This window comes from Salinivibrio sp. HTSP (genome assembly GCF_003390965.1).
GTDB lineage: Bacteria > Pseudomonadota > Gammaproteobacteria > Enterobacterales > Vibrionaceae > Salinivibrio > Salinivibrio kushneri.
Genome location: NZ_PXUD01000072.1, coordinates 1 through 25409, shown reverse-complemented (window position 1 = coordinate 25409; position 25409 = coordinate 1). Strand labels below are relative to the sequence as shown.

Annotated in this window: 25 protein-coding genes; 17 read left to right on the top strand and 8 right to left on the bottom strand. The window is 53.6% G+C overall.

Translation table 11 applies throughout. The features are described 5' to 3' along the window. The first annotated feature begins 185 nt into the window (after positions 1 to 185). Positions 186 to 725 (top strand): gamma carbonic anhydrase family protein, encoded by a 540-nt coding sequence (locus C7A19_RS13010; RefSeq protein WP_069362362.1) that lies wholly within the window; start codon positions 186 to 188, stop codon positions 723 to 725. Here the strand turns inward: C7A19_RS13010 and C7A19_RS13005 are convergent. From C7A19_RS13005 to hemF, 3 genes are read right to left on the bottom strand one after another with little or no spacing between them, the layout of a single operon-like run. Continuing rightward, on the bottom strand, positions 722 to 982 hold the full coding sequence (locus C7A19_RS13005; protein ID WP_116645073.1) for a DUF1488 family protein: 261 nt from the start codon (positions 980 to 982) through the stop codon (positions 722 to 724). The two genes, C7A19_RS13010 and C7A19_RS13005, sit on opposite strands and share 4 nt — an antisense overlap. Next, on the bottom strand, positions 979 to 1803 hold the full coding sequence (aroE, locus tag C7A19_RS13000; protein WP_116645072.1) for a shikimate dehydrogenase: 825 nt from the start codon (positions 1801 to 1803) through the stop codon (positions 979 to 981). Before aroE ends, C7A19_RS13005 begins: the two co-directional genes overlap by 4 nt. A 3-nt stretch (positions 1804 to 1806) precedes the next feature. Then, on the bottom strand, positions 1807 to 2724 hold the full coding sequence (gene hemF, locus C7A19_RS12995; protein ID WP_116645071.1) for an oxygen-dependent coproporphyrinogen oxidase: 918 nt from the start codon (positions 2722 to 2724) through the stop codon (positions 1807 to 1809). 178 nt (positions 2725 to 2902) lie between these two features. On the opposite strand from hemF, the gene purE reads away from it, so the two are divergent. Further along, positions 2903 to 3385 (top strand): 5-(carboxyamino)imidazole ribonucleotide mutase, encoded by a 483-nt coding sequence (gene purE / locus C7A19_RS12990; protein WP_077458615.1) that lies wholly within the window; start codon positions 2903 to 2905, stop codon positions 3383 to 3385. Between the two features lie 4 nt (positions 3386 to 3389). Next, complete coding sequence (locus tag C7A19_RS12985) at positions 3390 to 4538, top strand: 5-(carboxyamino)imidazole ribonucleotide synthase (protein ID WP_116645070.1); 1149 nt, start codon at positions 3390 to 3392, stop codon at positions 4536 to 4538. Here C7A19_RS12985 and C7A19_RS12980 read toward each other — a convergent pair. Genes C7A19_RS12980 through C7A19_RS12965 form a run of 4 tightly spaced genes read right to left on the bottom strand, consistent with a single transcriptional unit; the run spans position 4535 to position 7757 of the window. Further along, entirely contained in the window at positions 4535 to 5092 is a 558-nt protein-coding gene (locus C7A19_RS12980) for a type I DNA topoisomerase (RefSeq protein ID WP_116645069.1), read from the bottom strand. The genes C7A19_RS12985 and C7A19_RS12980 overlap by 4 nt on opposite strands. Positions 5093 to 5120: 28 nt before the next feature. Further along, the gene (locus C7A19_RS12975; RefSeq protein ID WP_069362355.1) at positions 5121 to 5594 is read right to left on the bottom strand and encodes a DUF494 family protein; all 474 of its coding nucleotides are present in this window, start codon (positions 5592 to 5594) and stop codon (positions 5121 to 5123) included. Between the two features lie 2 nt (positions 5595 to 5596). Continuing rightward, positions 5597 to 6706: a DNA-processing protein DprA gene (gene dprA / locus C7A19_RS12970; RefSeq protein ID WP_116645068.1), complete on the bottom strand. Its 1110-nt coding sequence runs from the start codon at positions 6704 to 6706 to the stop codon at positions 5597 to 5599. Then, positions 6696 to 7757 (bottom strand): LysM peptidoglycan-binding domain-containing protein, encoded by a 1062-nt coding sequence (locus C7A19_RS12965; RefSeq protein WP_116645067.1) that lies wholly within the window; start codon positions 7755 to 7757, stop codon positions 6696 to 6698. Before C7A19_RS12965 ends, dprA begins: the two co-directional genes overlap by 11 nt. A gap of 117 nt (positions 7758 to 7874) precedes the next feature. On the opposite strand from C7A19_RS12965, the gene def reads away from it, so the two are divergent. The 9 genes from def to C7A19_RS12920 all read left to right on the top strand — a co-directional run bounded on the left by def (position 7875) and on the right by C7A19_RS12920 (position 17062). After that, positions 7875 to 8387, top strand: coding sequence for a peptide deformylase (gene def / locus C7A19_RS12960; RefSeq protein ID WP_069362352.1), 513 nt, complete (start codon positions 7875 to 7877; stop codon positions 8385 to 8387). Positions 8388 to 8394: 7 nt separating this feature from the next. Then, positions 8395 to 9339 (top strand): methionyl-tRNA formyltransferase, encoded by a 945-nt coding sequence (gene fmt / locus C7A19_RS12955; protein ID WP_116645066.1) that lies wholly within the window; start codon positions 8395 to 8397, stop codon positions 9337 to 9339. 102 nt (positions 9340 to 9441) lie between these two features. Continuing rightward, positions 9442 to 10728: a 16S rRNA (cytosine(967)-C(5))-methyltransferase RsmB gene (rsmB, locus tag C7A19_RS12950; RefSeq protein ID WP_116645065.1), complete on the top strand. Its 1287-nt coding sequence runs from the start codon at positions 9442 to 9444 to the stop codon at positions 10726 to 10728. An 18-nt stretch (positions 10729 to 10746) separates the two neighbouring features. Beyond that, on the top strand, positions 10747 to 12123 hold the full coding sequence (gene trkA, locus C7A19_RS12945) for a Trk system potassium transporter TrkA (protein WP_069362349.1): 1377 nt from the start codon (positions 10747 to 10749) through the stop codon (positions 12121 to 12123). Positions 12124 to 12246: 123 nt separating this feature from the next. Further along, positions 12247 to 13278, top strand: coding sequence for a GGDEF domain-containing protein (locus tag C7A19_RS12940; RefSeq protein ID WP_069362348.1), 1032 nt, complete (start codon positions 12247 to 12249; stop codon positions 13276 to 13278). 94 nt (positions 13279 to 13372) lie between these two features. Continuing rightward, positions 13373 to 13651, top strand: coding sequence for a YihD family protein (locus C7A19_RS12935; RefSeq protein ID WP_077458608.1), 279 nt, complete (start codon positions 13373 to 13375; stop codon positions 13649 to 13651). Between the two features lie 175 nt (positions 13652 to 13826). After that, positions 13827 to 15254, top strand: coding sequence for a cytochrome c oxidase accessory protein CcoG (ccoG, locus tag C7A19_RS12930; protein WP_069362346.1), 1428 nt, complete (start codon positions 13827 to 13829; stop codon positions 15252 to 15254). A gap of 87 nt (positions 15255 to 15341) precedes the next feature. Then, positions 15342 to 16322, top strand: a complete 981-nt coding sequence (locus tag C7A19_RS12925) for a serine/threonine protein kinase (RefSeq protein ID WP_077523072.1) — start codon at positions 15342 to 15344, stop codon at positions 16320 to 16322. Positions 16323 to 16354: 32 nt separating this feature from the next. Beyond that, on the top strand, positions 16355 to 17062 hold the full coding sequence (locus tag C7A19_RS12920) for a thiol:disulfide interchange protein DsbA/DsbL (RefSeq protein WP_077600244.1): 708 nt from the start codon (positions 16355 to 16357) through the stop codon (positions 17060 to 17062). On the opposite strand, the gene C7A19_RS12915 is transcribed toward C7A19_RS12920, so the two are convergent. Then, complete coding sequence (locus C7A19_RS12915) at positions 17063 to 18586, bottom strand: YifB family Mg chelatase-like AAA ATPase (RefSeq protein ID WP_116645064.1); 1524 nt, start codon at positions 18584 to 18586, stop codon at positions 17063 to 17065. 490 nt (positions 18587 to 19076) lie between these two features. Between C7A19_RS12915 and ilvG the strand changes: the two genes are divergently transcribed. Genes ilvG through ilvA form a run of 5 tightly spaced genes read left to right on the top strand, consistent with a single transcriptional unit; the run spans position 19077 to position 25358 of the window. Continuing rightward, positions 19077 to 20723 carry an acetolactate synthase 2 catalytic subunit gene (gene ilvG / locus C7A19_RS12910; protein WP_077523076.1) on the top strand — a complete coding sequence of 549 codons (1647 nt, stop codon included), beginning with the start codon at positions 19077 to 19079 and terminating at the stop codon, positions 20721 to 20723. After that, positions 20720 to 20977 (top strand): acetolactate synthase 2 small subunit, encoded by a 258-nt coding sequence (ilvM, locus tag C7A19_RS12905; RefSeq protein WP_069362342.1) that lies wholly within the window; start codon positions 20720 to 20722, stop codon positions 20975 to 20977. The genes ilvG and ilvM overlap by 4 nt, the downstream gene beginning before the upstream one ends. A gap of 18 nt (positions 20978 to 20995) precedes the next feature. Beyond that, complete coding sequence (gene ilvE / locus C7A19_RS12900) at positions 20996 to 21937, top strand: branched-chain-amino-acid transaminase (RefSeq protein WP_077486775.1); 942 nt, start codon at positions 20996 to 20998, stop codon at positions 21935 to 21937. 17 nt (positions 21938 to 21954) lie between these two features. After that, a complete protein-coding gene (ilvD, locus tag C7A19_RS12895) occupies positions 21955 to 23796 on the top strand; it encodes a dihydroxy-acid dehydratase (RefSeq protein ID WP_077486774.1) in 1842 nt (613 codons plus the stop codon). A gap of 2 nt (positions 23797 to 23798) precedes the next feature. After that, on the top strand, positions 23799 to 25358 hold the full coding sequence (gene ilvA, locus C7A19_RS12890) for a threonine ammonia-lyase, biosynthetic (RefSeq protein WP_116645063.1): 1560 nt from the start codon (positions 23799 to 23801) through the stop codon (positions 25356 to 25358). The last annotated feature ends 51 nt before the right edge of the window (positions 25359 to 25409 follow it).

Genomic DNA, 25409 nt, shown 5'->3' with positions numbered 1-25409 from the left:
ACGCTTGCCCTGCGTGCCGTGTCGATGGAGGCGCATTATAGAGAAGCTGATCAGGTTGGCAAGTCCTTTTTAGGTGTTTTTTAGAAAAAAACTGTCACTCGCTGTTTTTTTGCTCGCTAGGGTGTAAAACTGGTATCAAACTCGCCGCTATTTAGCACTGTTAAAAGAGAAAAGAGGGATCTGTGATGGTAAAACAGCTGCGCGCCTATAAAGGCATGACGCCTCAGCTTGGCGAACGCGTCTATATTGATGAATCCAGTGTATTGGCTGGCGATATTACGCTAGGCGATGATGTGAGTATTTGGCCGTTGGTTGCGGCACGTGGTGACGTGAACCATATCCAGATTGGCGCACGGACCAATGTACAAGATGGCTCAGTCCTTCATGTCACCCATAAAAATGCCGAAAACCCACAAGGTTACCCGCTGATCATTGGCGAAGAAGTGACAATCGGCCACAAGGTCATGTTACACGGCTGCCGGATTGGCAACCGAGTCCTAGTCGGAATGGGGACGATTATTCTCGATGACGCTGTGATTGAAGATGAAGTGCTGATTGGCGCTGGCAGTTTAGTCCCGCCCGGAAAACGCTTAGAGAGCGGCTACCTGTATGTTGGCTCACCGGTCAAACAGGTTCGCCCCCTTACCGACAAAGAGCGTGCTTATTTTGCACGCTCAGCGCAAAACTATGTCGACACCAAAGACATCTACCGCTGCGAGCGCTAGATCACCAAGCTGCCATCGGGTTCAAACGCTTCTGATTCGATGGCCGCTTCCATTTGCTCTTCAATATCAAACCAAACCTGTTCAACGATCGTCTGCGCATTATCCGAGTCTACCGCACAGCCGGCGAGCGCAGATAAGGTGGTAAAGCGGGCAGCGCATGTTAACAACGCACCATTAAGTTGGCCGTAGAAACAAACACGCGCCTTTGCGGTATCGACCTGCGCTTCGTCCGCAGCCAGAATAAGGGATTGATTCATCGACTAAGTGCCTCTCTTAGCTGCTCGCGCACACGTTCGGTTTGTGGCCGACAGCCACGCCATATAGCAAAGCTTTCCGCCGCTTGTTCCACCAGCATGCCCAAGCCGTCTAAACATCGCCCTGCTCCTTGGCGTTGCGCCCATTGGTTGCTGGTTGTACAGCCAGCTTGATACACCATGTCATAGACAGTGGTCGCTGGACCAATCGCTCCTTGCGGGAGAGGGGGATGGCTTTGATGTAAGCTCGCCGAGGTCGCATTAATGATCACATCAACGGGCGCCGCCATGGGTTTATCCACGGCATGACTAGTGATCGGTCCGGCCTCACCAAATGCAGCGGCTAATTGCTGGGCTTTTTGCTCCGTGCGATTGACAATCATCAGCAATGCTGGCTCTTGCTCCAGTAAAGGAAGCAACACACCCCTTGCTGCACCGCCTGCTCCCACAACCATTATGCGCTTATCGCACAGTGCCACATGGTGGTAGTGTAAGTCAGTTACCAAACCTGCCCCGTCCGTATTATCACCCAGTAGGGAACCATCGCTTTGCTTAACCAGCGTATTCACGGCACCGGCGCGGCGGGCACGCTCTGTCAGTGTATCAGCCCATTCATACGCTTGCTGTTTAAAAGGTACGGTCACATTGGCGCCGCGCCCTCCTTGCGCAAAAAACGCCTGCATGGTGATCACAAAGCCTTCGAGCGGCGCCTCAATGGCTTGATAGTCGATGTCTTGTTGGGTTTGCGTCGCAAATGCGGCGTGGATCTGCGGCGACTTACTATGGCCAATCGGGTGGCCTACCACGCAATAACGTTCGGTCATCCGTTACCACTCCCTCGGTTTAAGGTAGTCGCGATAAAGTCTCGCTTCCGGCGCGTCTTCATCAGGTGACCAATTATATTCCCAGCGCGCCATCGGCGGCATCGACATCAGAATAGATTCGGTACGCCCACCACTTTGTAAGCCAAATAGCGTGCCTCTGTCATACACCAAGTTAAACTCGACATAGCGTCCGCGGCGATAAAGCTGAAAATCGCGTTCTCGCTCACCATAAGGCGTGGCTTTGCGGCGCTGCACTATCGGCAGGTAGGCATCGATAAAGCCTTTTCCAACCGCTTGGGTGTAGGCAAAGCACTGTTCGAATGGCCATTGGTTCAAATCATCAAAGAAAAGCCCGCCGACGCCACGGGTTTCATCACGGTGGGGCAGATAAAAATAGCGATCGCACCATGCTTTGTGATCAGCGTACACGCTATCACCAAAGGGCGCACATAAGGCTTTGGCGGTCTGATGCCAGTGCTGGCAGTCTTCCTCGAACGGATAGAAAGGTGTGAGGTCAAAGCCGCCGCCAAACCACCACACAGGATCTGCACCTTCTTTTTCGGCAATGAAAAACCGCACGTTTGCGTGCGAGGTCGGCACGTACGGGTTATGAGGATGGATCACTAACGACACCCCCATGGCCTCAAAACAGCGCCCAGCAAGCTCTGGACGGTGCGCGGTCGCCGAGGCAGGCATTTGATCGCCAAATACGTGCGAGAAGTTCACTCCCGCTTGCTCAAATACTTGGCCTTGACGCAGGACGCGACTGCGGCCACCGCCCCCTTTCTCACGCTCCCACGCATCTTCAATAAAACGCGCTTGACCATCTTGTTGCGCAAGCTGTTGGCAAATATCATCTTGAAGTTGGAGGAAAAAAGCCTTCACGGCTTGCTTATCAATTGTCGACTGACCGTGTGCCACGCTCACATCCTTTGTTACTGAGACTATGTGCGTACTTTACCTGATCCACGCACTGGGATCTTGACGGAATTTCATCCCTCACCGCTGACGCAAACGTTTTCCTTACGATGAAATCTGGGTATAATTCGCGCCACGCTCAGCTTAACCTATTCACGCTTGTCATCAAGAAGGACGTATTATGACTGTCGGTATCATCATGGGCTCGCAATCCGATTGGCCTACCATGACACATGCAGCGGCTATGTTGGATCACTTTGCCATCCCTTACGAAACCCGTATTGTCTCCGCCCATCGCACGCCACAGTTACTGGCCGACTACGCCCAACAAGCGGCCGAGCGCGGGATAAAAGTGATTATTGCCGGCGCCGGTGGTGCCGCCCATTTGCCTGGGATGACCGCCGCACACACCAGCCTGCCGGTGCTCGGCGTGCCGGTCCAGTCAAAAGCGTTAAAGGGCATGGACTCATTGCTCTCTATTGCTCAAATGCCTAAAGGCGTGGCAGTGGGTACGCTCGCCATTGGTGACGCAGGCGCCGCGAATGCAGGCCTCCTTGCAGCACAAATTCTCGCCACGGCCGACCCTGATTTGATGACAAAAGTGGATGCGTTTCGCCAAGTGCAAACTGAGGCTGTTCTCGCTCAACCCAACCCACAAGGGTAAAACCATGAATATTCTGGTGTTAGGCGCGGGACAACTGGCCCGGATGATGGCCTTGGCCGGCGCGCCGCTCAATCTTATCGTCAGCGCCTATGATGTGCGTAGTGGCGACATTATTCACCCACTGACGCTGCAACCACTGGGGCACGGCCTCAATACGGCCATCGCCGGCGCAGATATTATCACCGCGGAATTTGAGCATATCCCCGCCGATATTTTGCATCACTGTGAGCAAAGCGGGAAATTACGCCCCAGCGCCCAGGCAATTCTAACCGGTGGCGATCGCCAAATTGAGAAAGCCCTACTGATGCAAGCAGGTGTGGCGAATACGCCGTACCGTGTGGTGTATACACAGGCGGATTTAGAAAAGGCAGTCGACGCACTGGGCGCGCCCTTGGTCCTCAAAAGTACCTTGGATGGTTATGACGGCAAAGGACAGTGGCGCTATCGTGACGGCGATGATCTTCACGCATTATGGGCCGAGCTCGACGCCTTTCTCACCGCGCCCGAACAGCGCGATGGGCAAGCCATCATTGCCGAAGCTATGATCCCCTTTGACCGAGAAGTGTCACTGATTGGTGTGCGTGGCGCGAATGGTGAATTTGCCAGCTATAGCCTGACCCAAAACCACCATCATGATGGGATACTCACCTTGTCTGTGGTGCGCCCGGATGAGGATGCCTTGCAAACACAAGCAGCGGATATGTTGGAAAAGATTGCCAGCGCGCTGAACTATGTGGGTGTGCTCGCGGTGGAATTCTTTGATGTGGACGGCAGCTTGCTGGTGAACGAGATAGCACCTCGGGTGCACAACTCCGGTCACTGGACACAGCAAGGCAGCGCATGTTGCCAGTTTGAAAACCACCTGCGTGCAGTCGGCGGCTTACCCCTCGGCCCGACCGAGTTAATCCAGCCAACGGCGATGATTAATGTCTTAGGCCAAGGCAGTGTTCCGCTTGCGACCTATCGTGATGCCCATGTGCATTGGTATAACAAAACGCCTCGTCCGGGGCGCAAAGTGGGCCATATCAATGTCACGGCCACATCGAACGCGGCGCTTGCCACCAAGTTAGCCAGCCTCGCCAGCTACCTCCCCGACGATGCTTTTCACGGTTTAAAATCGGCTGCCTTGGCTCTCGCCGCGCAAACCGATTAATCCTCGCTCTCCGATTCTGCAGCCGGTTCACCTTGAATCGCGCTGCAGGGTTTATCAGCACATTGATGCACAATTTTTCCGCCTTTCTTACGCTCCACCAGCAGCGCAAAGCCACATTGTTCGCAGGTGCCGGCTATCGGTTGTGCGTTTACCGCAAAATGACACTTAGGGTATTGGTCACAGGCAAAAAAGCGCTTACCGTAACGCGAGGTGCGCTCCACCAGCTCACCTTTGTGGCAAGCTGGGCAGGTTAGGGTGGTATGATCGGGTTCGTCCGGTTTTTCGATATGCGTACATTGCGGGAACTGATCGCAGCCAATAAACATACCGAATCGACCTTGGCGTAACACCAATTCTCCCTGATGACACGCCGGGCAAGCCACGCCAAGCGCTTTCACTACATGGCCATCGCCATGATGTAACGCCTTGGTATAGTGGCAGTCTGGGTAGGCCGTACAGGCCAAAAACGGGCCTCGTTTGCCCGATTTAAACGCAAGAGCGCTGCCACATTCCGGGCAGCGCTCCTGGGTGTTCGGGGTGTTTTCTTTACTCATTCACACCTTTCACTGTTGTTGAGAAGCGTTAGTGCACGTATCCCTCTTGTGCGTCATACAGCATGTCTTCCATCTGTGTATACGCACGCTCGTTACCGGGCACGTTAAACAGCACCATCAAAATCACCCATTTTAGGTCATCAAGACCAAATTCTTGGGTCTCGAGTTCCATCACCCGATCGATCACCATTTCACGCGTTTCCGGTGACAGCACCCCAGCCTGCTCTAAGAATAAGAGGAAGCCTCGGCTTTCTTGGTCGATAAAGCGTGTTTCTTGCTCGGTATAGATTCGAATCGAGCTTTGGGCACTGCCTGATAGGTAAGGCTGTTTATCCGCATATTGCAACTGTGCCAGCTTTTCAAGCCAGTTCAGGGCTTTATATATATCGTCTTGATGAAAACCCGCGCGGGACAATTCATCTGCTAACTCGTCCTGATCGATCATCACTTCCACATCGCTATGGATGTAGGTTTCGAACAGGTACATAAGAATGTCCATCATGGCTAGCCCCTCCTCGTTCTGACATAGCCACCGGGTACTGCTGCTACAAGCCCCTGGAGTTCTAAGTCTAACAACTGCATCATGATTTCGTGAACCGGTTGGTTGCAGCGCTCAGCCAGTACGTCGACACACGTCGCGTTAGTCCCTACGTTAGCCAACAGCGCAGAAAATGGCAATCCTTCGTGCGTATCTAACTTGGGTGCATCACTAAATAATTCATGTTGCTGACTCACAGCAAACTGCACCAAGCTATCCACATCACTTATAATATCATCAACACAGTCAACTAACACCGCACCTTGTTTGATCAATTGGTGGCAACCGCGCGATTGGACTTGGTCAATGGGACCGGGAATCGCAAATACACTCCGGTTTTGCTCTAGCGCATAACGCGCCGTGATCAGTGACCCACTTTGCGGTGCGGCCTCGACCACCAATACACCCGCCGACAACCCACTGATCAGTCGATTGCGGCGCGGAAAGTGTTCGGCCCTTGGCGGCGCGTCTGGCCAAAACTCGGAAACCAGTGCCCCTTGCGCTTCAATTCGCTTGGCCAATGCGCGATGTCGCGCGGGATACACATTGGCAAGTCCGCTTCCCAACACCGCCAAAGTCTTACCGCCGCCTTCGAGTGCGCCTTTGTGTGCCCGGCCATCAATGCCGAGCGCAAGCCCACTGGTAATCGCAACACCATGCTCAACCAGTTGTTTAGCAAATTGATACGCTGTCTCTAAACCTTGTGGGGTCGCGTGACGGCTGCCCACCATCGCCAATTGGGGCATCGCCAAGCAAGAGAGATCCCCTTGCACATACAAGATCAAAGGTGGCCGTGAGATTTCTCTGAGTAGTGCCGGGTAGGCAGGATGATCAAAGCCAATAAGGTGGCAATTATCTTGCCTCGCCCACTCAAGGCTGCGTTCAATCATGGCATGGTTGGGGTGGGTGATCGCCTGACATTGCTCAGCGGTTAAGCCAACCGCGGCAAGCTCATAATACGTTTGGTCACATAACGCATCGATGGGCACTTTGGCCAACAGCGCGCGCCGTTGCGAGACGCGCAACCGCGGCACTTGGGTCAGCGTCAACCATCCTCGCAGCGATTTATCGTCCATAGGCCGGTTGAGGAGAAGGCGGCACCGCATGCATGCCGGCTTTGATAGGCTGACGCGCTTGGGTGATCACCGCCAAACTAACCCAGGAATAGGCCCGAACCACCATTGTTTGTCCCACTGTCACATCAGGCATGGGTGTGATGGCCTGTGTCGTGCTTTCGTTCGCGTTTTGATAGCGATACTCACCGGGGCCATTTAATACGTTGGCGCCAGCTTCAGTGACAGTAAACATTTGCCCGGCGGTTACGCCATCTTTGGCGCCTTTATCGAGCACCACAAGCTGGCCATTCGCCACATACTCACTGCCATAGAGGTGCCCTAATAACGTGGCGTCGATTTGCGCCGCTTGGGGCCAAAACCGAGGAGACGTTTTCTCAGGCAAAGGTAACAAGACATCATTGGGGCGCACTTCCTGCACCACGCGTGTGAGTGTCAGCACACTGCGCCCTTGGCTTTGCGCACGGATACGCCCATCAGCCACATGTTTTAAGCTCACCATAGCGGTAGGTTCGGCGCCAGCGCCTGACTTTTCGGCGCGCGAGAAAGTTTTCTCAACCCGAAAAACCTGCCAGTCTTTAGCATTCAGCGCGGCATCCACATATAGGGTATCGTGTAGGGAAAGATATTGACGTCCATCGGTAGAGCCAAGTACGCGAGGCAAGGCGACCAAGCGCGCTTTTTCGACCAACATGTCCTGTCGTAAATAGGGAAGCAGCCTCGAATCAACGCTGGTGAGTGCCGGTGTATCGGACACCTTTCCGTGCGGCGCGACCGCCTCTTGGGGCTGATAGCTGACGGTAGGTTTTCCTGCTTGCCATGTGAGCGTCAGCACATCACCGGGGTAAATAAGATTGGGATCCTTTATACCCGGATTCGCGTACCATACCTTGGGCCACTGCCAAGGGTTATCAAAAAAGGTGGCGGCGATGTCCCACAAGGTATCTCCCCGCTCAACCACATAACGCTGACTCTCGGCAGGACCGGCTGCCAGTATTGGTAGCGCGACAACCAATAACCCAGCAGCGGCCAGATTGAATAGCTTTCTTGTCATCAATGTCTTCCTCACCCGACGAATGATGCTGATGCTGTCAATTGGCTGGTAAAATGTCTAGAATTAACCCAATTACCCCGTGCCGCTTTCGGCACAGTTCAATTTTTATGAGACGTTATGGCTTTACTGAACGTATTAACATTCCCAGATGAGCGCCTTCGCACCGTGGCTAAGCCAGTGGATGCTGTCACGCCTGAGATCCAAAAAATGGCTGATGACATGGTTGAAACCATGTACGCCCAAGACGGTATTGGTCTCGCGGCCACGCAAGTAGATTTTCACCAACGCATGGTGGTGATTGATGTGTCTGACACCCGTGATCAACCCATGGTGCTTATCAACCCCGAAATCATCGAAAAGCGTGGTGAAGATGGTATTGAAGAAGGGTGCTTATCTGTGCCCAGCGCACGTGCATTGGTCCCTCGTGCGGCCGAAGTGACAGTAAAAGCGCTGGATCGCGATGGTAACCCTATTCAGTTTGATGCCGACGACCTACTCGCGATTTGTGTTCAGCATGAGCTTGACCATCTAGAAGGTAAGCTTTTTGTTGATTATCTTTCGCCACTGAAGCGACAACGCATCAAGCAGAAGATGGAAAAAATCAAACGCGCTAACCAAAAAGCAAGTTGAGGTCACTTTGAGCACACCGCTGCGTATAGTATTTGCGGGCACGCCGGATTTTGCCGCGCGCCATTTGCAAGCCCTGCTCGACAGTGAGCATGAGGTGATTGCGGCTTATAGCCGTGAAGATAAACCCGCTGGCCGAGGAAAAAAGCTTACCGCCAGCCCGGTGAAACAGCTCGCCCTTGAGCATGACTTACCCGTCTACCAACCCCGCACCTTGCGTGATGAACAAGCGCAAGCCGAGCTGGCTGCCTTGAATGCTGATGTGATGGTGGTGGTCGCTTACGGGCTTATTCTCCCCAAAGCGGTCTTGGATACACCTCGATTAGGCTGTGTGAATGTCCATGGCTCCATCCTGCCTCGCTGGCGTGGCGCGGCCCCTATCGAGCGAGCCGTATGGGCCGGCGACAATGAGACCGGCGTCACCATCATGCAGATGGATGAGGGGCTCGATACCGGCGACATGCTCAAAATTGCCACCTTACCCATTAATGAGAAAGAGACCAGTGGCAGCCTGTATCAGCGACTTGCAGAGCTGGGGCCGCAGGCATTGATAGACTGCCTTAATGACATGGCTAACGGCATTATTCTTGCCGAGCCACAAAACGATGCCAAAGCCAACTACGCTGAAAAGCTGAGTAAGCAAGAAGCGCAGATCGATTGGCAGCGAGATGCCGCCTTTATCGAACGTTGTGTGCGCGCATTTAACCCACGTCCGATCAGCTACTTCACCTTAGGAGAGCAAAACATCAAGGTATGGGACGCTAACGCACTGGATATCGACGTGGACGCAGCACCAGGCACAGTGATCAACACTGACAAACACGGCATTCAGGTCGCGACCGGAAAAGGCGTGATCCAGCTAACCCAACTTCAGCCACCAGGCAAAAAAGCCATGCAAGCACATGAGCTGCTGAATGCTCGCCGTGAATGGTTTGAAACGGGTACCCAACTGTAGGTTAATCGTGCCCTGCATGACGATAAGGCCAGTACGCTGGCCTTTTTTTATCTGGCTAACATCATCGTTTGATGCCAATTTGACCTTTGCATAGGTAAACATATGAATGTAAGAGCCGCGGCTGCCCGCGTTCTGTATCACGTGGTCGATCAGGGCCAATCACTGTCACAGCAGCTTCCTCTTGCTCAACAGCAAATCGCGCCACGCGACGCCGCCTTGTTGCAAGAGATGTGTTACGGCACTTTACGCTGGCTGCCGCGCTTAGAGTATATCGTGCAAGCCCTGATGGACAAGCCACTGAAAGGCAAGCAACGTGTTTTCCATCACTTGCTGCTGGTCGGGCTGTATCAGATTAGCTACATGCGGATCCCTGCCCATGCAGCGGTGGCTGAAACTGTCAACGCCACCAAGCCACTGAAACGCCCGCAACTACGTGGGTTGATCAATGCCATCTTACGTAATTATCAACGCGATAAAGATGCGCTAGACCAAGCGAGTCAAGCACACGAGGCCGGGCTTTATTGTCACCCCAGCTGGTTACTCAAACGCCTTCAGGCCGCCTACCCCTCCAATTGGCAAGACATTGTGGCGGCAAATCATCAAAAGGCGCCGATGTGGCTGCGTGTCAATCGCCAGTACCATTCACGAGAAAGCTACCACGCCGAGCTGCAACAAGCCGGTATTGGTGCCAGTACTCACCCAGATGCGATGGATGCGCTGAAGCTCGACGCGCCGTGTGATGTGTCTCGCCTACCCGGCTTTGACCAGGGCTGGGTGTCGGTACAAGATGCCGCCGCGCAGCTGGCTGTCGATTATCTCCAACCCGCGTCTGAAGAACATATTCTCGACTGCTGTGCCGCGCCAGGCGGAAAAACCTGTCATATTCTTGAGCATCAGCCTGATGCCATGGTGACGGCCATAGATGCCGATGAAAACCGCTTGTCGCGGATCAAAGAGAACCTGTCACGGTTGGGCCTTAATGCTGAAGTGAAACACGCGGATGCCCGCGAGCCGAGCGCTTGGCATCAAGGGCCGACATTTGATCGTATTTTGCTGGATGCCCCTTGCTCTGCCACCGGCGTGATCCGACGTCATCCCGACATAAAGTGGCTGCGTCGTGACAGTGATATTCACGCCTTGGTCACGTTACAGGCAGAGATTTTAGACGCAATGTGGCAGCAATTGGCACCAGGCGGTACGCTGGTTTACGCCACTTGCTCAGTGTTACCGGATGAAAACCGCGAGCAAATCCGTGCCTTTTTAGCCCGTGAGCCTTCCGCGATACTGCGCACCGGCACGCAAACGCAGCCTGGTCGCCAGATTTTGCCAGGCGAAGACGACATGGACGGTTTCTATTACGCATGCCTAGAAAAGCCTTTATGCGACTAGGCAGGGAGTGACAGTAGCATGAAAATCATCATCTTGGGTGCAGGCCAAGTCGGCGGCACCTTGGCAGAAAACCTAGTGGGGGAAAACAACGATATCACTATTGTTGACCGCGCCCCGGAACGACTGCGTGAGCTGCAAGACAAGTATGACTTACGCGTGGTGCAAGGGTTTGCCAGCCATCCGACCACGTTGCAAGAGGCGGGGGCTCAAGATGCGGATATGCTGGTCGCGGTGACCAACTCAGACGAGACCAATATGATCGCCTGCCAGGTCGCGTATACCCGATTTAATACCCCCAACCGTGTTGCCCGGATCCGCAGCCCTGAATACTTAGCGGTGAAAGAGCAACTGTTTAACAGTGATGCGTGTCCGGTTGACCACCTTATCGCCCCTGAAGAGTTGGTGACTCGTTATATTCGTCGTCTGATTGAATATCCAGGTGCCTTACAGGTGGTCAGTTTTGCTGACAAAAAGGTCGGTCTGGTTGCGGTTAAAGCGTATTACGGTGGTCCTTTAGTCGGAAAGGCCTTGTCGGCGCTGCGTGAACATATGCCGCATGTGGATACACGTGTCGCCGCTATTTTCCGTCGTGATCGCCCGATTCGCCCGCAAGGTACCACCATCATTGAAGCCGATGACGAAGTATTTTTCGTCGCCGCGAGTAACCATATTCGCTCGGTGATGAGTGAGTTGCAGCGCCTTGAAAAGCCCTACAAACGCATCATGATTGTTGGTGGTGGTAATATCGGGGCAGGCCTCGCGATGGCGTTGGAGCGTCAATACAGTGTGAAGTTGATTGAACGTAACCCGACCCGCGCCGAGCACCTTTCTGAGTTACTGGAAGAAACCACGGTCTTTTGTGGTGACGCCTCCGACCAAGAGCTGCTCAGTGAAGAGCACATTGATCAGATTGATGTATTTATCGCGGTCACCAACGAAGATGAAGCCAACATTATGTCGGCGATGTTGGCGAAACGCCTTGGCGCCAAAAAAGTCATGGTGCTTATCCAGCGCGGCGCTTATGTGGATTTGGTGCAAGGCGGGGTAATTGATATTGCCATCTCCCCTCAACAGGCGACGATATCTGCGCTGCTCACCCATGTTCGCCGCGCCGACATTGTTAATGTCTCGTCACTACGACGCGGTGCCGCCGAGGCCATCGAGGCAATCGCCCATGGGGATGCATCCACCTCGAAAGTGGTCGGGCGCGCCATCGGCGAGATCAAACTGCCACCAGGTACCACGATCGGTGCCGTGGTACGCGGCGATGAAGTGTTAATTGCGCACGACAAAACCGTGATCCAGCAAGACGACCATGTGGTGTTGTTCTTGGTGAACAAAAAATACATTCCTGACGTTGAGCGCCTGTTCCAGCCCAGTCCTTTCTTCCTTTAATCCTATCCTGCAGGCGTTGTTGCCTGCAGGCTCACGCTTTTTCGCTGTCTACTGCCGTTCCAATCACTTTGGGTATACACTAATAAAAGCTCTCTTGGTATCGACAACGCAGAAAGGAACGCCATGTCGGACGATCAATTTCAGCAATCTACCAGCTTCCTCAAAAAAGCGGTGCCTTTGATGATGAAATATAAGGTGCCGACCACACCCACCAACTATGCCTTGTGGTACACCTATGTCGCCAATACCGACGCCAAACTTAACGCGGATGTCGATGCCACGGTGGATGAGCACGGTACCTGCAGCCCGCTGCAAAGCGATATGCTCTACCAAAAACACATGGCCGATAAACATAGTCGAGACATCAATGCATTAAAGCAAAGCTTAGAATCGATGATGACCGAAATGACTCACTCGATGTCAGATACGATCCAAGATACTGACGCTTTTCATTCGGTGCTCGATAACACCTTTGAACAGCTGTCACGGGTCGAAAACGAAGGGCTATCCATTGATGAGACCATTGCTGTGGTACGCAACGTGGTCAAAGACTCGCAAGCACTGACCCAGTCGACCCGCTACTTTAAGCACCAGCTTAATGATGCGCAGCAAGAGATTGCGCAATTGAAGCAAAACTTGGCAGAGATGACAGAACAAGCCACCCATGATGGCTTAACCGGTTTGCTTAACCGTGCAGCCTTTGAGCGCGAGCTCACCGCCTACATTGATAGCCCACAAACCTGGCCGTTTTGCTTGATACTCATTGATCTCGACCACTTCAAAAAGCTCAATGATACTTATGGTCATGTGCTCGGCGATATCGCATTAAAGCAGGTCGCTAAGCGGATCCTCGATTACTGTCGGGATGGCGTACAAGCCTTTCGCTATGGGGGCGAAGAGTTTGCGTTATTGGTACCACAAAAAAAGTTGAGTACCGCCAAACGCACCGCCGAAACATTGCGCGCCGCGATTGATCGCATGGTGATCAAAGACCGACGTCGCGGCCGAACCTTGGATCATATTACCGTCTCCATTGGCGTCGCAGAATATGATGAAGAGAAAACGGAGTCGAGTGCCGATCTGATTTACCGTGCCGATCAGCACTTGTATCAAGCTAAAAACTTAGGCCGTAATCGCGTGATGCCGATTAATTAATCACCACCTGAGCGGAAATTGATCCTGGCTAAGTTTCACTTCAGTGTGGTCGGGCAAAATGGCATTTTTTACGTGCCACACTAAGGATGCCCATATGCAATGCCACCGTATCAATGAGCTGCTCGACCTACTCAATCAATCTTGGCAAAAAACCCCTGACTGTTCTCTGATGCAAGTGCTCATCCAGATCGCTGATGAAGCGGGTCATGGTCAGGATATCACCACGTTATCAGACGATACCTTGATCTATCAGCTTAAGATGCGACTAGAAGACACTGATGCCCCCATTCCTGGGCTAGCCAAAGATTGTGAAGACGATTTTAAAGCCGCGATTTTGCGCGCGCGCGGGATCCCGCCTCAGCAATCGTCGTGAAAGCAGTCTGGCTAATCGTCTGTTATAGCTAGATTTCATTGAGTTTGTGGCTATGTTGCAAACTATGACTCTGGTAGCGTATTCAAGGAATTCGCTGCGCTACAATTACAGGCAACAATGATAATCAGGGCCTGGCAATGCACCATGGACCCATACCCCAAGGAAAGCCAATGTCATGAGCGATAAAAAAATCAACGTCAAAGACGTGACTGCAAAAGAGTACAACCCCAAAACTCACAAAGGGGCTGACGACCGATTCAATCCGAGCAATCGTATTTATGTGCGTGCGGTAAAAGGCTATTACCAGCGTATGCGACGCTATATGGGCTGGTTTTTCATGCTGGTGTTCCTCGCCATTCCATGGCTCCCATACCAAGGACGCCAAGCCATCTTACTCGATATCGGTAATCAGAAGTTTACCTTTTTTGGCACCACACTCTGGCCACAAGACCTTACCTTGCTGGCTGCCTTGTTGATGCTCGCGGCATTTGGCCTTTTCTTCATCACCACCTTTCTTGGCCGCGTGTGGTGTGGGTACTTATGCCCGCAAACGGTGTGGACCTTTTTGTTTATTTGGTTTGAAGAAAAACTCGAAGGCGCGGCCAATAAACGCCGCAAGCAGGACTCGTTAAAACTGACGCCTGAGCTAGCCGCGCGCAAAACCGCTAAGCATGCAGCGTGGTGGGCGATCTCCTTGGTGACTGGGATGACCTTCGTCGGCTACTTTGTGCCGATGCGCGAGTTAGCCATCGATTTAGTCACCTTTGATACCAGCTTCTGGGTCGGTTTTTGGGTGATCTTCTTTGCCGCTTGTACCTATGGTAACGCCGGCTGGATGCGCTCGATTATGTGTATCCACATGTGCCCTTACGCGCGCTTCCAGTCAGCCATGTTCGACAAAGACACCTTCATTGTCGGGTATGATGCCAAGCGCGGTGAAAAACGCGGCCCACGTCCTCGTAAAAAAGATCCGAAAGAGTTGGGGCTCGGTGACTGCATTGACTGTAATTTATGTGTGCAAGTCTGCCCAACAGGCATCGATATTCGTGATGGCTTACAATACGAATGTATCAACTGTGGTGCCTGTATCGATGCCTGCGATGAAACCATGGATCGCATGGGCTATGAGCGTGGACTGATTAGCTACACCACCGAGCACAAACTAGAAGGCAAGAAAACGGCCGTGATGCGACCTAAGCTCCTTGGCTACGGGGTTGTCATGACTATCGTGACTGCCATGTTTATCTATTTGGCGATGTCAGTGATGCCCATGGAGCTGGATGTGATTCGTGACCGTAACCAGCTTTATCGCATCAACAACCAAGGATTAGTCGAAAACACCTATACCCTAAAAATCCTCAATAAAACCCAATCGGATGAGATCTATCAGCTGTCAGTGAATGGGCTAAACGATGTGGAATGGCATGGCCCGCAGACGGTCAATGTCCAAGCCGGAGAAGTGTTCTCATTACCCATCAGCCTCGCGGTTGATACCTACGAGATGGAACAGCGTATCGCTGACATCACTTTTGTGATGGAACGCGAATCGGGTGAGGAGCAAAAAGTGGTCACGGCGGAGAGTCGGTTTATCACTGACCTTTAATCGCCACACCGTATGCAGACGAAAAGGGCGCAGGCAGCGCCCTTTTTATTTGTTACTATGGCGTTTTGCCACACAGACGGAATACTCATGACTGACCATGGCTTTGATTTTCATACACTAACGCCAGATGTTCAGTTAAATGCGATTGAGTCAGTGGGGATCTATCCCCAATCAGGCTTGCTTGCGCTGAACAGCTATGAAAACCGTGTTGCCCAATTTGTCGCTGATGATGGCCAGCGCTATGTGGTGAAGTTTTACCGGCCCGGGCGCTGGTCTAACGCGCAAATTCTTGAAGAGCACGCGTTCTGCCATGAGCTCGCCCAAGCCGATATTCCCGTGGTGGCGCCTATATACCGCGAGGGAACAAGCCTGTTTACCGCCGAGGGGTTTCGTTTTGCGTTGTTTCCCAGTGTCGGCGGCCGGGGTTTTGAAGTGGATAATTGGGATCAACTTGAGGCGGTCGGCCGTTACCTTGGCCGCCTACACCAAGTGGGCGCGGCGACCCCCTTCCAGGAACGGGCAAAGTTCGATCTCGACAGTCATCTTTATCAGCCTCGTCAGGTATTAAATGAGGCAAACCTGATCCCAGAAGGCATTCAAGCGACCTTTTTCTCTGATCTTGACCGCCTGATCGACGCCATTGCCGCACGCTGGCATACAGACTGGCCGGCGATCCGCTTGCACGGTGACTGCCATCCCAGCAACATTCTGTGGCGCGACGGTCCGCTGTTTGTGGATTTTGATGACACGCGTAACGGCCCTGCGATTCAAGACTTGTGGCTATTTTTAAACGGCAGTCGTGCCGATCAGCTTGCCCAACTCGATACCTTGGCGGAGGGTTATCGCGAATTTCGTGAATTCCCCGCCGATCAGTTGCAACTGATCGAGCCATTGCGTGGTCTGAGAATGGTGCACTATATGGCGTGGCTAGCAAAACGCTGGCAAGACCCTGCTTTTCCTCGTGCATTTCCTTGGTTTGCTGATGCAAAATACTGGGAAGGTCAGGTACTGGCGTTTAAAGAACAACTTGCCACCCTACAAGCGCCACCGCTTACGCTGTACCCGTAAGCGCTCAATCGATAACGGAGAGTCATTCAATCATGTTAAAGAAACTGTTTCCTGTGCTACTCATCCTCGGCTTAACCGCCTGCTCTGAGCCTGAAAGCGTGACACAAACGTCATCACAAACCACGCAAACAGCAGAGTCTACACAAACCCAGTCTGAGCCAGCAGCACCCATTGAGGTGGCTGATGCCAAGCCGGGCCGTTTCAAGGCGGGCGAAGACTACCAAGTGCTGGACACGCCAGCCACGGAGACACCGACCGTCACCGAGTTTTTCTCCTTCTACTGCCCACACTGTTATCAATTTGAGCCATTGGTTCAACAGCTTAAGCAGCAGGTGCCCGACAACGCCAAAGTGGTGAAAAATCACGTCTCCTTTATGGGCGGGGATATGGGCAGTGTCGTCACCCGTGCATATGCAACCGCCGTGGTACTTAACGCACAAGACACTATCATTCCGGTGATGTTTGATCGCATTCACGCGGCGCAAAACCCACCCAAATCATTGGCCGAGGTGCGCCAAATGTTTGTTGATAACGGCATTGATGGCCAAGAGTTTGATGGTGCTTACAACAGCTTTGCCGCCAACTCAATGGCGAAGCGTTTTGACCAATCATTCGAAAAGGCGGGCCTGCGCGGCGTCCCTGCCGTGGTCGTGAACGGCAAGTATCATGTCACGCCGAAAACAGTGGAAACCCCTGAAGAATACTTTCAGTTGATCAACTTCTTGCTTACCCAAAAGTAATTAGCTGACTTGGGCGTTGAGGTGGCGTAATAAGCCATCCATCGCCCGATACCCCAGCGCCTCAGCAAGGTGAGAGCGCTGGATGGTGTCAACATCGGCCAAATCCGCAATGGTTCTCGCCACTTTTATAATCCGATGATACGCCCGCACAGACAGCCCCAAACGATGCAAGGCTTGCTCTAAAAATGCCGCATCGGTTTGAGCCAGTTGGCAATGTTGTTCCATTTCTCGATTGCTTAGCAACGCATTAACCTTACCTTGACGCGCCACCATCCGCGTGCGCGCCGCTTCAACTCGGGCTTTTACCACCTTCGTTGACTCACCACGGTCTCCACCATTGGAGAGGCTCCCTCTTGGCAGTGCTGGGATGTCAATCGACATATCAAACCTATCTAATAATGGCCCAGACAAACGGGCTAAATAGCGCAAGATTTGCTGTGGGTTTGAACGCGCGAGCTCTCCGTCATGATGGCCTGTGGGGCTGGGGTTTAATGCGCCTATCAGCTGAAAGCGCGCGGGAAAGCGGGTTTTGCCATTGGCGCGAGAGATAATAATCTCCCCCGACTCTAACGGCTCACGCAGGGCATCAAGCACCCGGCGCTCGAACTCTGGCATTTCATCTAAAAACAGCACCCCATGGTGCGACAAAGAGATCTCTCCCGGGCGCGGGACGGTGCCACCCCCGACCAACGCCGCCATCGAGCTTGAGTGGTGGGGACTACGAAACGGGCGCTGACGCCAATTTCCTTCATGCAAGGGTTGCTGGGTTAAAGAAGTCACCGCCGCGGAGGCCAGTGCTTCTTCATCATTCATGGGCGGGAGTAAATCGCACAAACGCGAGGCCAGCATGGTTTTGCCGGTGCCGGGTGGGCCAACAAAAAGGAGATTGTGAGAGCCACTCGCGGCGATTTCGAGCGCCCGCTTGCCTTGCTGTTGGCCGATAATGTCACGCAAACACCGGGTCGGCGGTGGATCGGGGGCCTCAACCTGGTTTGTATTCAAACAAAGGCTTTGTTGGCCTGTCAGGTGCTGAGCCACCGCAATCAGATCAGGGGCGGACACATGGCGCTCATTGTCCACCAATGCGACCTGGCTGGCGTTATCATCGGGCACCACCAGTGCGCGCTTAGCTTTTTGACAGGCAAGCGCGGCGGGCAAGGCCCCTTTAACCGGCCTTAGCTGCCCGGACAAAGCCAGCTCCCCCAAAAACTCGAATTCGTTGAGCCGCTTCTCCGGCAGTTGCCCAGACGCCACCAAGATCCCAAGTGCAATCGGTAAATCAAACCGTCCACCTTCTTTGGGTAAGTCAGCCGGTGCAAGGTTAACGGTGATCCGACGTGATGGGAACTCAAAGTTAGAGGTCACAATCGCACTTCTCACCCTGTCTCGGGCTTCTTTCACCGTGGTTTCCGGCAGCCCCACCAGCGCAAACCCAGGTAAACCATTGGATATATGCACTTCTACCGTTACATTTGGTGCTTGCACGCCCACACAGGCTCGACTGTGCACTATCGCTAATGCCATTTTCTCTCCGCGTTGCCCTTGTTAGCCACTATGAAACCCGGCTCTTATAGTGCCGAGCCAATTTATGATTAAGAGTATTTTTTTCTTGTCATGCGAGTGAGGTCTGTGATACCACTACAAATGCACAACAATTAAACACGAGACTCGGCGACAGATCGGGTTCGTGACTGACCTGTAACAAGCAGGCATAAACAAAAAACAAATTAACAAAAAGCTCATAAAATGGGCTAACGACAAGAAAAGACAGACAAATGCTTAACTTCGCTATCGTCCTAATTATTCGCCTCATCGTGGTCATTATGCCGCGAGGGGTTTAGGTACGCGAAATACAGCAGCAACATCGCAACCAAGCCCCCGCAACCAACAGGTTCGGGGGCTTTTTTCATTCATGTGGCGATAGCCACGCGACAACGGAAGCAACAATGATGGAGAGCGCAGAGACAGATCATTCGCCCGCCTGCCCTCCCCGTTCATACGGGGAGGGACGAGGATGACAGGTGCACAATGGGTTGTGGAAGCCTTACATAAGCAAGGCGTTGAAACCGTATTTGGGTATCCAGGCGGTGCCATCATGCCTGTGTATGATGCCCTCTATGATGGTGGGGTTGAACATATTTTATGTCGCCACGAACAAGGCGCGGCGATGGCCGCCATCGGGTATGCCCGCGCCAGTGGCCGCCCTGGCGTCTGCCTGGCGACATCAGGGCCGGGCGCCACTAACTTAGTCACCGGGCTTGCCGATGCAATGATGGACTCGGTGCCCGTGGTCGCGATCACCGGCCAAGTTGCCAGTCCGCTAATTGGAACAGATGCCTTTCAAGAGATTGATGTCCTCGGCTTATCGCTTGCCTGCACCAAACACAGTTTTCTGGTCACTGATCCGGCCGAGCTTACTACCACCTTAGCGCAGGCATTCGAAATAGCACAATCCGGCCGTCCTGGCCCGGTATTGGTCGATATCGCTAAAGATGTGCAACAAGCACTGATCCCACACACGGAAACTCAAGTTCGCACCGCAAACGCTGATCCTGTCGACAACCAAGCGCTCGAAAAGGCCAATGCGCTGATTCGAACCAGTGAGCGCCCTATGGTCTACTTGGGCGGTGGCGTGATACTCGGTAAGGCGACCCAGGCATTACGTGATTACTTGGATCGCAGTCAGCTACCTGTCGTGAGCACGCTGAAAGGCTTGGGCACAGTTGAAGCAAACTATCCGTATTACCTCGGGATGCTCGGCATGCATGGCACCAAAGCGGCCAACCTTGCGGTGCAAGCGTCTGATTTGCTGATTGTCATCGGCGCGCGCTTTGATGACCGAGTGACCGGCAAGCTCGATACCTTTGCCCCCCATGCCAATGTGGTGCACCTGGATATCGATGCCGCCGAAATCAATAAACTGCGCCGCGCACAAGCACCGGTTTGCGCCCCACTCAATCAAGTGCTCCCTGCACTCGCCTGCCCTGACACCTCACCGGCATGGCGGGCGCAAATAACCGAATGGCAAACCACTCACGCATGGCGCTACGACCACCCTGGCGAGGCGATCTATGCCCCCGCCTTACTCAAACACTTATCCGATAGCATGCCTGCAAGCACAGTGGTTGCCACCGATGTGGGTCAACACCAAATGTGGGTCGCGCAACATGTTCGCCCCTCTCAACCTGAGAATCTGCTGACCTCCGCAGGACTAGGCACCATGGGATTTGGCTTGCCTGCCGCGATGGGGGCCAAAGTGGCTCGCCCCGAGGATGAAGTGGTGTTGGTGTCCGGAGATGGCTCATTCATGATGAACGTCCAAGAGCTGGGCACACTGAAGCGTCGCGGGATCGGGGTGAAAATCATCCTACTGGATAACCAACGCTTGGGCATGGTGCGTCAATGGCAACAGCTGTTTTTCGAGCAACGTTACAGTGAAACTGATCTGTCTGATAACCCGGATTTTCTCACCCTAGCGCGCGCCTTTGATATTCCTGGACACAGTATCCAGCGCAAAGACGAAGTCGAGGACGCGCTCAACACCTTGATGGCACATCAAGGCCCGTATTTGCTGCATGTTGCCATTGATGAGATGGAAAACGTATGGCCGCTGGTACCACCCGGCGCGGCAAACCAACAAATGATGGAGCAAGACTTATGATGCAACACCAGTTTTCAATTCATGCCACCCACAGCCCTGAACTGCTCGAGCGTGTTTTGCGTGTGATCCGTCATCGCGGCTTTACGGTTTGTCAATTCAATATGTCTTTGCCTTCAGAAAGCGGCCAAGTAATTTTTGACGTCACCGTCGAAAGCCAAAGAGCGATCGAGACCTTGCGACCACAACTGACTAAGCTATGGGACGTGGCTGAGGTCATGATGTCCTCATCCCAGCCACACTCCCTACGCGCATAACCAAAAAGGAAGAAAAGAATGTCGACAAATACCGCTGATTACATTTGGTCTAACGGTGAAATGATCGCTTGGCAGGATGCCACCGTGCACGTACTCACGCACGCCATGCACTATGGTACCTCGGTGTTTGAGGGGATCCGCTGCTACGACACGCCGAACGGCCCAGTGGTGTTTCGCCATCGCGAGCACATGCAGCGCTTGAAAGACTCGGCCAAAATATATCGTTTTCCAATCCCCTACAGCGTCGACGCGCTGATGGAAGCGTGTCGTGAAACCTTACGCGTGAACCAACTACGCTCTGCCTACATTCGCCCGCTGGGGTTTGTGGGCAACGTCGGCCTAGGGGTCTGCCCGCCACCTGATACACAAATGGATATCATCATCGCCGCGTTTAGCTGGGGAAGCTACTTAGGGGAAGAAGCGCTCGCCCAAGGGGTGGATGCCATGGTGTCGAGCTGGAACCGAGCGGCCCCCAACACGATTCCGACCGCGGCCAAAGCCGGCGGCAACTATTTATCATCCCTCTTAGTAGGGGGGGAAGCGCGTCGTCACGGCTATGCCGAGGGCATTGCCTTAGATGTACGCGGCTACCTGTCCGAAGGGGCCGGTGAGAACCTCTTTATTGTTAAAAATGGTGTGATCAGCACCCCACCCGCCACCAGTGCCATTTTGCCGGGGCTCACGCGTGATTCCATCATCACCCTGGCGAAAGAAAAAGGGCTCACCATTTGCGAAGAGCCGATTGCACGTGAAGCATTGTATCTGGCCGATGAAGTCTTTATGACCGGCACTGCGGCAGAAATCGTGCCGGTGCGTAGCGTCGACCAAATCACCGTCGGTGAGGGCCAGCGAGGCCCGATCACCGCCTCACTACAACAAGCCTTCTTTGGCTTATTTGATGGCACCACCGAAGACAAATGGGGCTGGCTTGACCCGGTTTACCCAGACCAGAGCGCATAAGGCAAAGGAGTCGTAATATGCCAACCTATCGTTCCAAAACGACTACCCACGGTCGCAACATGGCAGGGGCACGTGCATTATGGCGCGCCACTGGCGTCAAAGATGATGATTTCGGCAAACCCATTATCGCCGTGGTCAACTCATTTACCCAGTTTGTCCCCGGCCATGTCCATCTCAAAGACATGGGTCAGCTGGTCGCCAAGGAAATCGAGCAAGCAGGCGGTATCGCCAAAGAGTTCAATACCATCGCCGTTGATGATGGCATCGCCATGGGTCATGGCGGCATGCTGTACTCACTGCCTTCCCGTGAGATTATCGCAGACTCGGTCGAGTATATGGTCAATGCACACTGTGCCGATGCCATGGTCTGCATTTCTAACTGTGACAAAATCACCCCGGGCATGTTGATGGCCTCAATGCGACTCAATGTCCCGGTGATCTTTGTTTCCGGTGGCCCCATGGAAGCGGGGAAAACCAAGCTCTCCGATCAGATCCTAAAACTCGATTTGGTCGATGCCATGATGCAAGGGGCCAACCCGGATGTGTCCGATGAGCAAAGCGAGCAGATTGAGCGTTCCGCTTGCCCGACATGCGGATCGTGCTCCGGCATGTTTACCGCCAACTCGATGAACTGTCTCACCGAAGCGCTGGGGCTCAGCCAACCCGGTAATGGGTCGATGCTCGCCACCCATGCAGACCGTGAGCAACTGTTCATCAACGCCGGCAAACGGATAGTCGGGCTGGCCAAGCGCTATTATGAGCAGGACGATGACAGCATCCTACCGCGCAATATCGCCAACCGCGCCTCGTTTGAAAACGCGATGGCGCTCGATATTGCCATGGGCGGATCAACCAATACCGTCTTACACCTACTGGCGGCTGCACAAGAAGGCGACGTCCATTTCGATATGGATGATATCGATCGTATGTCACGCCAAGTGCCTCACCTTTGCAAGGTGGCGCCATCGACGCCGCAATATCACATGGAAGATGTGCACCGTGCTGGCGGGGTAATGGGGATCCTCGGTGAGCTTCAGCGCGCTAACCTGCTAAACGTCGAGCAACAAACCGTGCTGGGCATGAGCCTCAAAGAGCAACTGGCGCAATACGACATCGTGCAAACCGATGATGAAGCGATTAAAGCCTTCTATCGCGCCGGGCCAGCGGGCATTCGTACCACCCAAGCCTTCTCGCAAAGCTGTCGCTGGGACACCCTGGATGATGATCGCCAATCAGGCTGTATCCGTGCCCATGAATACGCCTTTAGCCAAGACGGTGGTTTAGCCGTGCTACAAGGCAATATCGCGCTCAATGGCTGCATCGTCAAAACCGCTGGGGTCGATGAAAGTATTCTGACCTTCGAAGGGCCAGCCGTGGTGTTTGAAAGTCAAGACCACGCGGTGGATGCCATCCTCGGGGGGGAAGTGAAAGCCGGTGATGTGGTGGTGATCCGTTACGAAGGACCGAAAGGGGGGCCAGGCATGCAAGAAATGCTCTATCCCACCACCTACTTAAAATCGATGGGATTGGGCAAATCCTGCGCCCTGCTCACTGATGGACGCTTCTCTGGTGGCACCTCTGGGCTGTCTATTGGTCATGTCTCTCCCGAGGCAGCGAACGGCGGCACCATTGCCTTAGTGGAAAACGGCGATCGTATTCGTATTGATATCCCCACCCGCGAAATCAGTCTGCTGGTGGACGAAGCGACACTGGCCACCCGCCGCACCGAAGTAAATGCACGCGGCTGGAAGCCCAAAGACCGTCAACGTCAGGTCTCTTACGCGTTAAAAGCCTATGCCAGCCTCGCCACCAGCGCCGATAAAGGTGCGGTGCGCGATCGCAGTAAATTGGAGGAGTAAGCATGCAACAGGCCCAACCCTCAAGGGTACAACCGATGGACGGAGCTGATTACCTTAGGGATATCTTACGCGCGCCTGTTTATGAAGTGGCGATGACCTCGCCTCTTCAAACCATGAAGCGCTTATCTGAGCGCTTCAATAATCAGGTACAGCTCAAGCGTGAAGATCGCCAACCGGTCCACTCATTTAAACTACGCGGCGCGCACAACATGATGGCGCAACTGACTGAGGCACAAAAAAAAGCGGGCGTGATTGCGGCATCGGCGGGTAACCACGCTCAGGGCGTCGCTCTATCGGGTAGCCGCCTTGGGGTGAAAGCGACCATCGTGATGCCGCGCACCACGCCAGCCATCAAGGTCGACGCGGTACGCGGCTTCGGCGGCCATGTGGTGCTGCACGGTAATAATTTCGATGAAGCCAAAGGCATGGCTCAGCAGCTCGCCGACGAACATGGTTATACCTTTGTGCCCCCTTTTGATCATCCCCAAGTGATTGCGGGACAGGGCACCATTGGCTTAGAGCTGGTGCAACAAAATGGTCACCTCGATTATATTTTTCTGCCCGTTGGAGGCGGGGGCATCGCCGCGGGCGTGGCCGTGCTTATCAAACAACTGATGCCCAACATCAAAGTCATCGGCGTCGAGGCGGAGGACTCTGCCTGTCTGCGTGCGGCATTAGATGCAGGCTTCCCAGTGACGCTCGACAGAGTGGGTACCTTTGCCGACGGTGTGGCCGTGAAACGTATCGGCGATGAGTCTTTCCGGCTTTGTCAGCAATACTTAGATGACAGCATCACGGTATCGAGTGATGCGATTTGTGCCGCGGTGCAAGACATCTTTGAGGATACGCGAGCCATCTCCGAGCCCTCTGGCGCCTTGGCATTAGCCGGCCTGAAGCAATACGTGGAAAAGCACCAGCTCAAAGATAAACAGCTGGCGGCCGTGTTGTCTGGTGCCAATACCAATTTCCACTCGCTGCGCTACGTCTCTGAGCGCGCGGAGCTTGGCGAGAAGCGAGAGGGCTTACTGGCTGTCACCATTCCCGAGCAAACCGGCGCCTTTTTTAATTTTTGTCAGATATTGGGCGATCGCGCCGTCACCGAGTTCAATTATCGGTATGGCGATGACCATCTCGCCAATATCTTCGTCGGTGTCAGATTACTCGGCGGACAAGAAGAGTTGGACAATATCCTGCGCGATTTGCGCCAAGCCGGCTATCCGGTCGAAGATTTGTCCGATGATGAAATGGCTAAAGTGCATGTGCGCTATATGATTGGTGGCCGACCATTGGCCAACCTCAGTGAACGGCTTTATAGTTTTGAGTTTCCTGAATACCCAGGAGCATTACTGCACTTTTTGCAAACCTTGGGCACCCATTGGAACATCAGCCTGTTCAATTATCGTAACCATGGTTCGGACTATGGTCGCGTACTGTGCGGCTTCGAAATTAGCGACCAGGACTTGCTCGCCTTCACGGCCCATTTGCGGGAGCTTGGGTATGGCTGGAAAGACGAGACGTCGAACCCGGCTTATCGCTTTTTCCTGTCAAAAACCACCGATTAATCCGCAACATCGAGTAGGGTGAGGCGTTGCCGCCTCATCCCTCTCACAGAA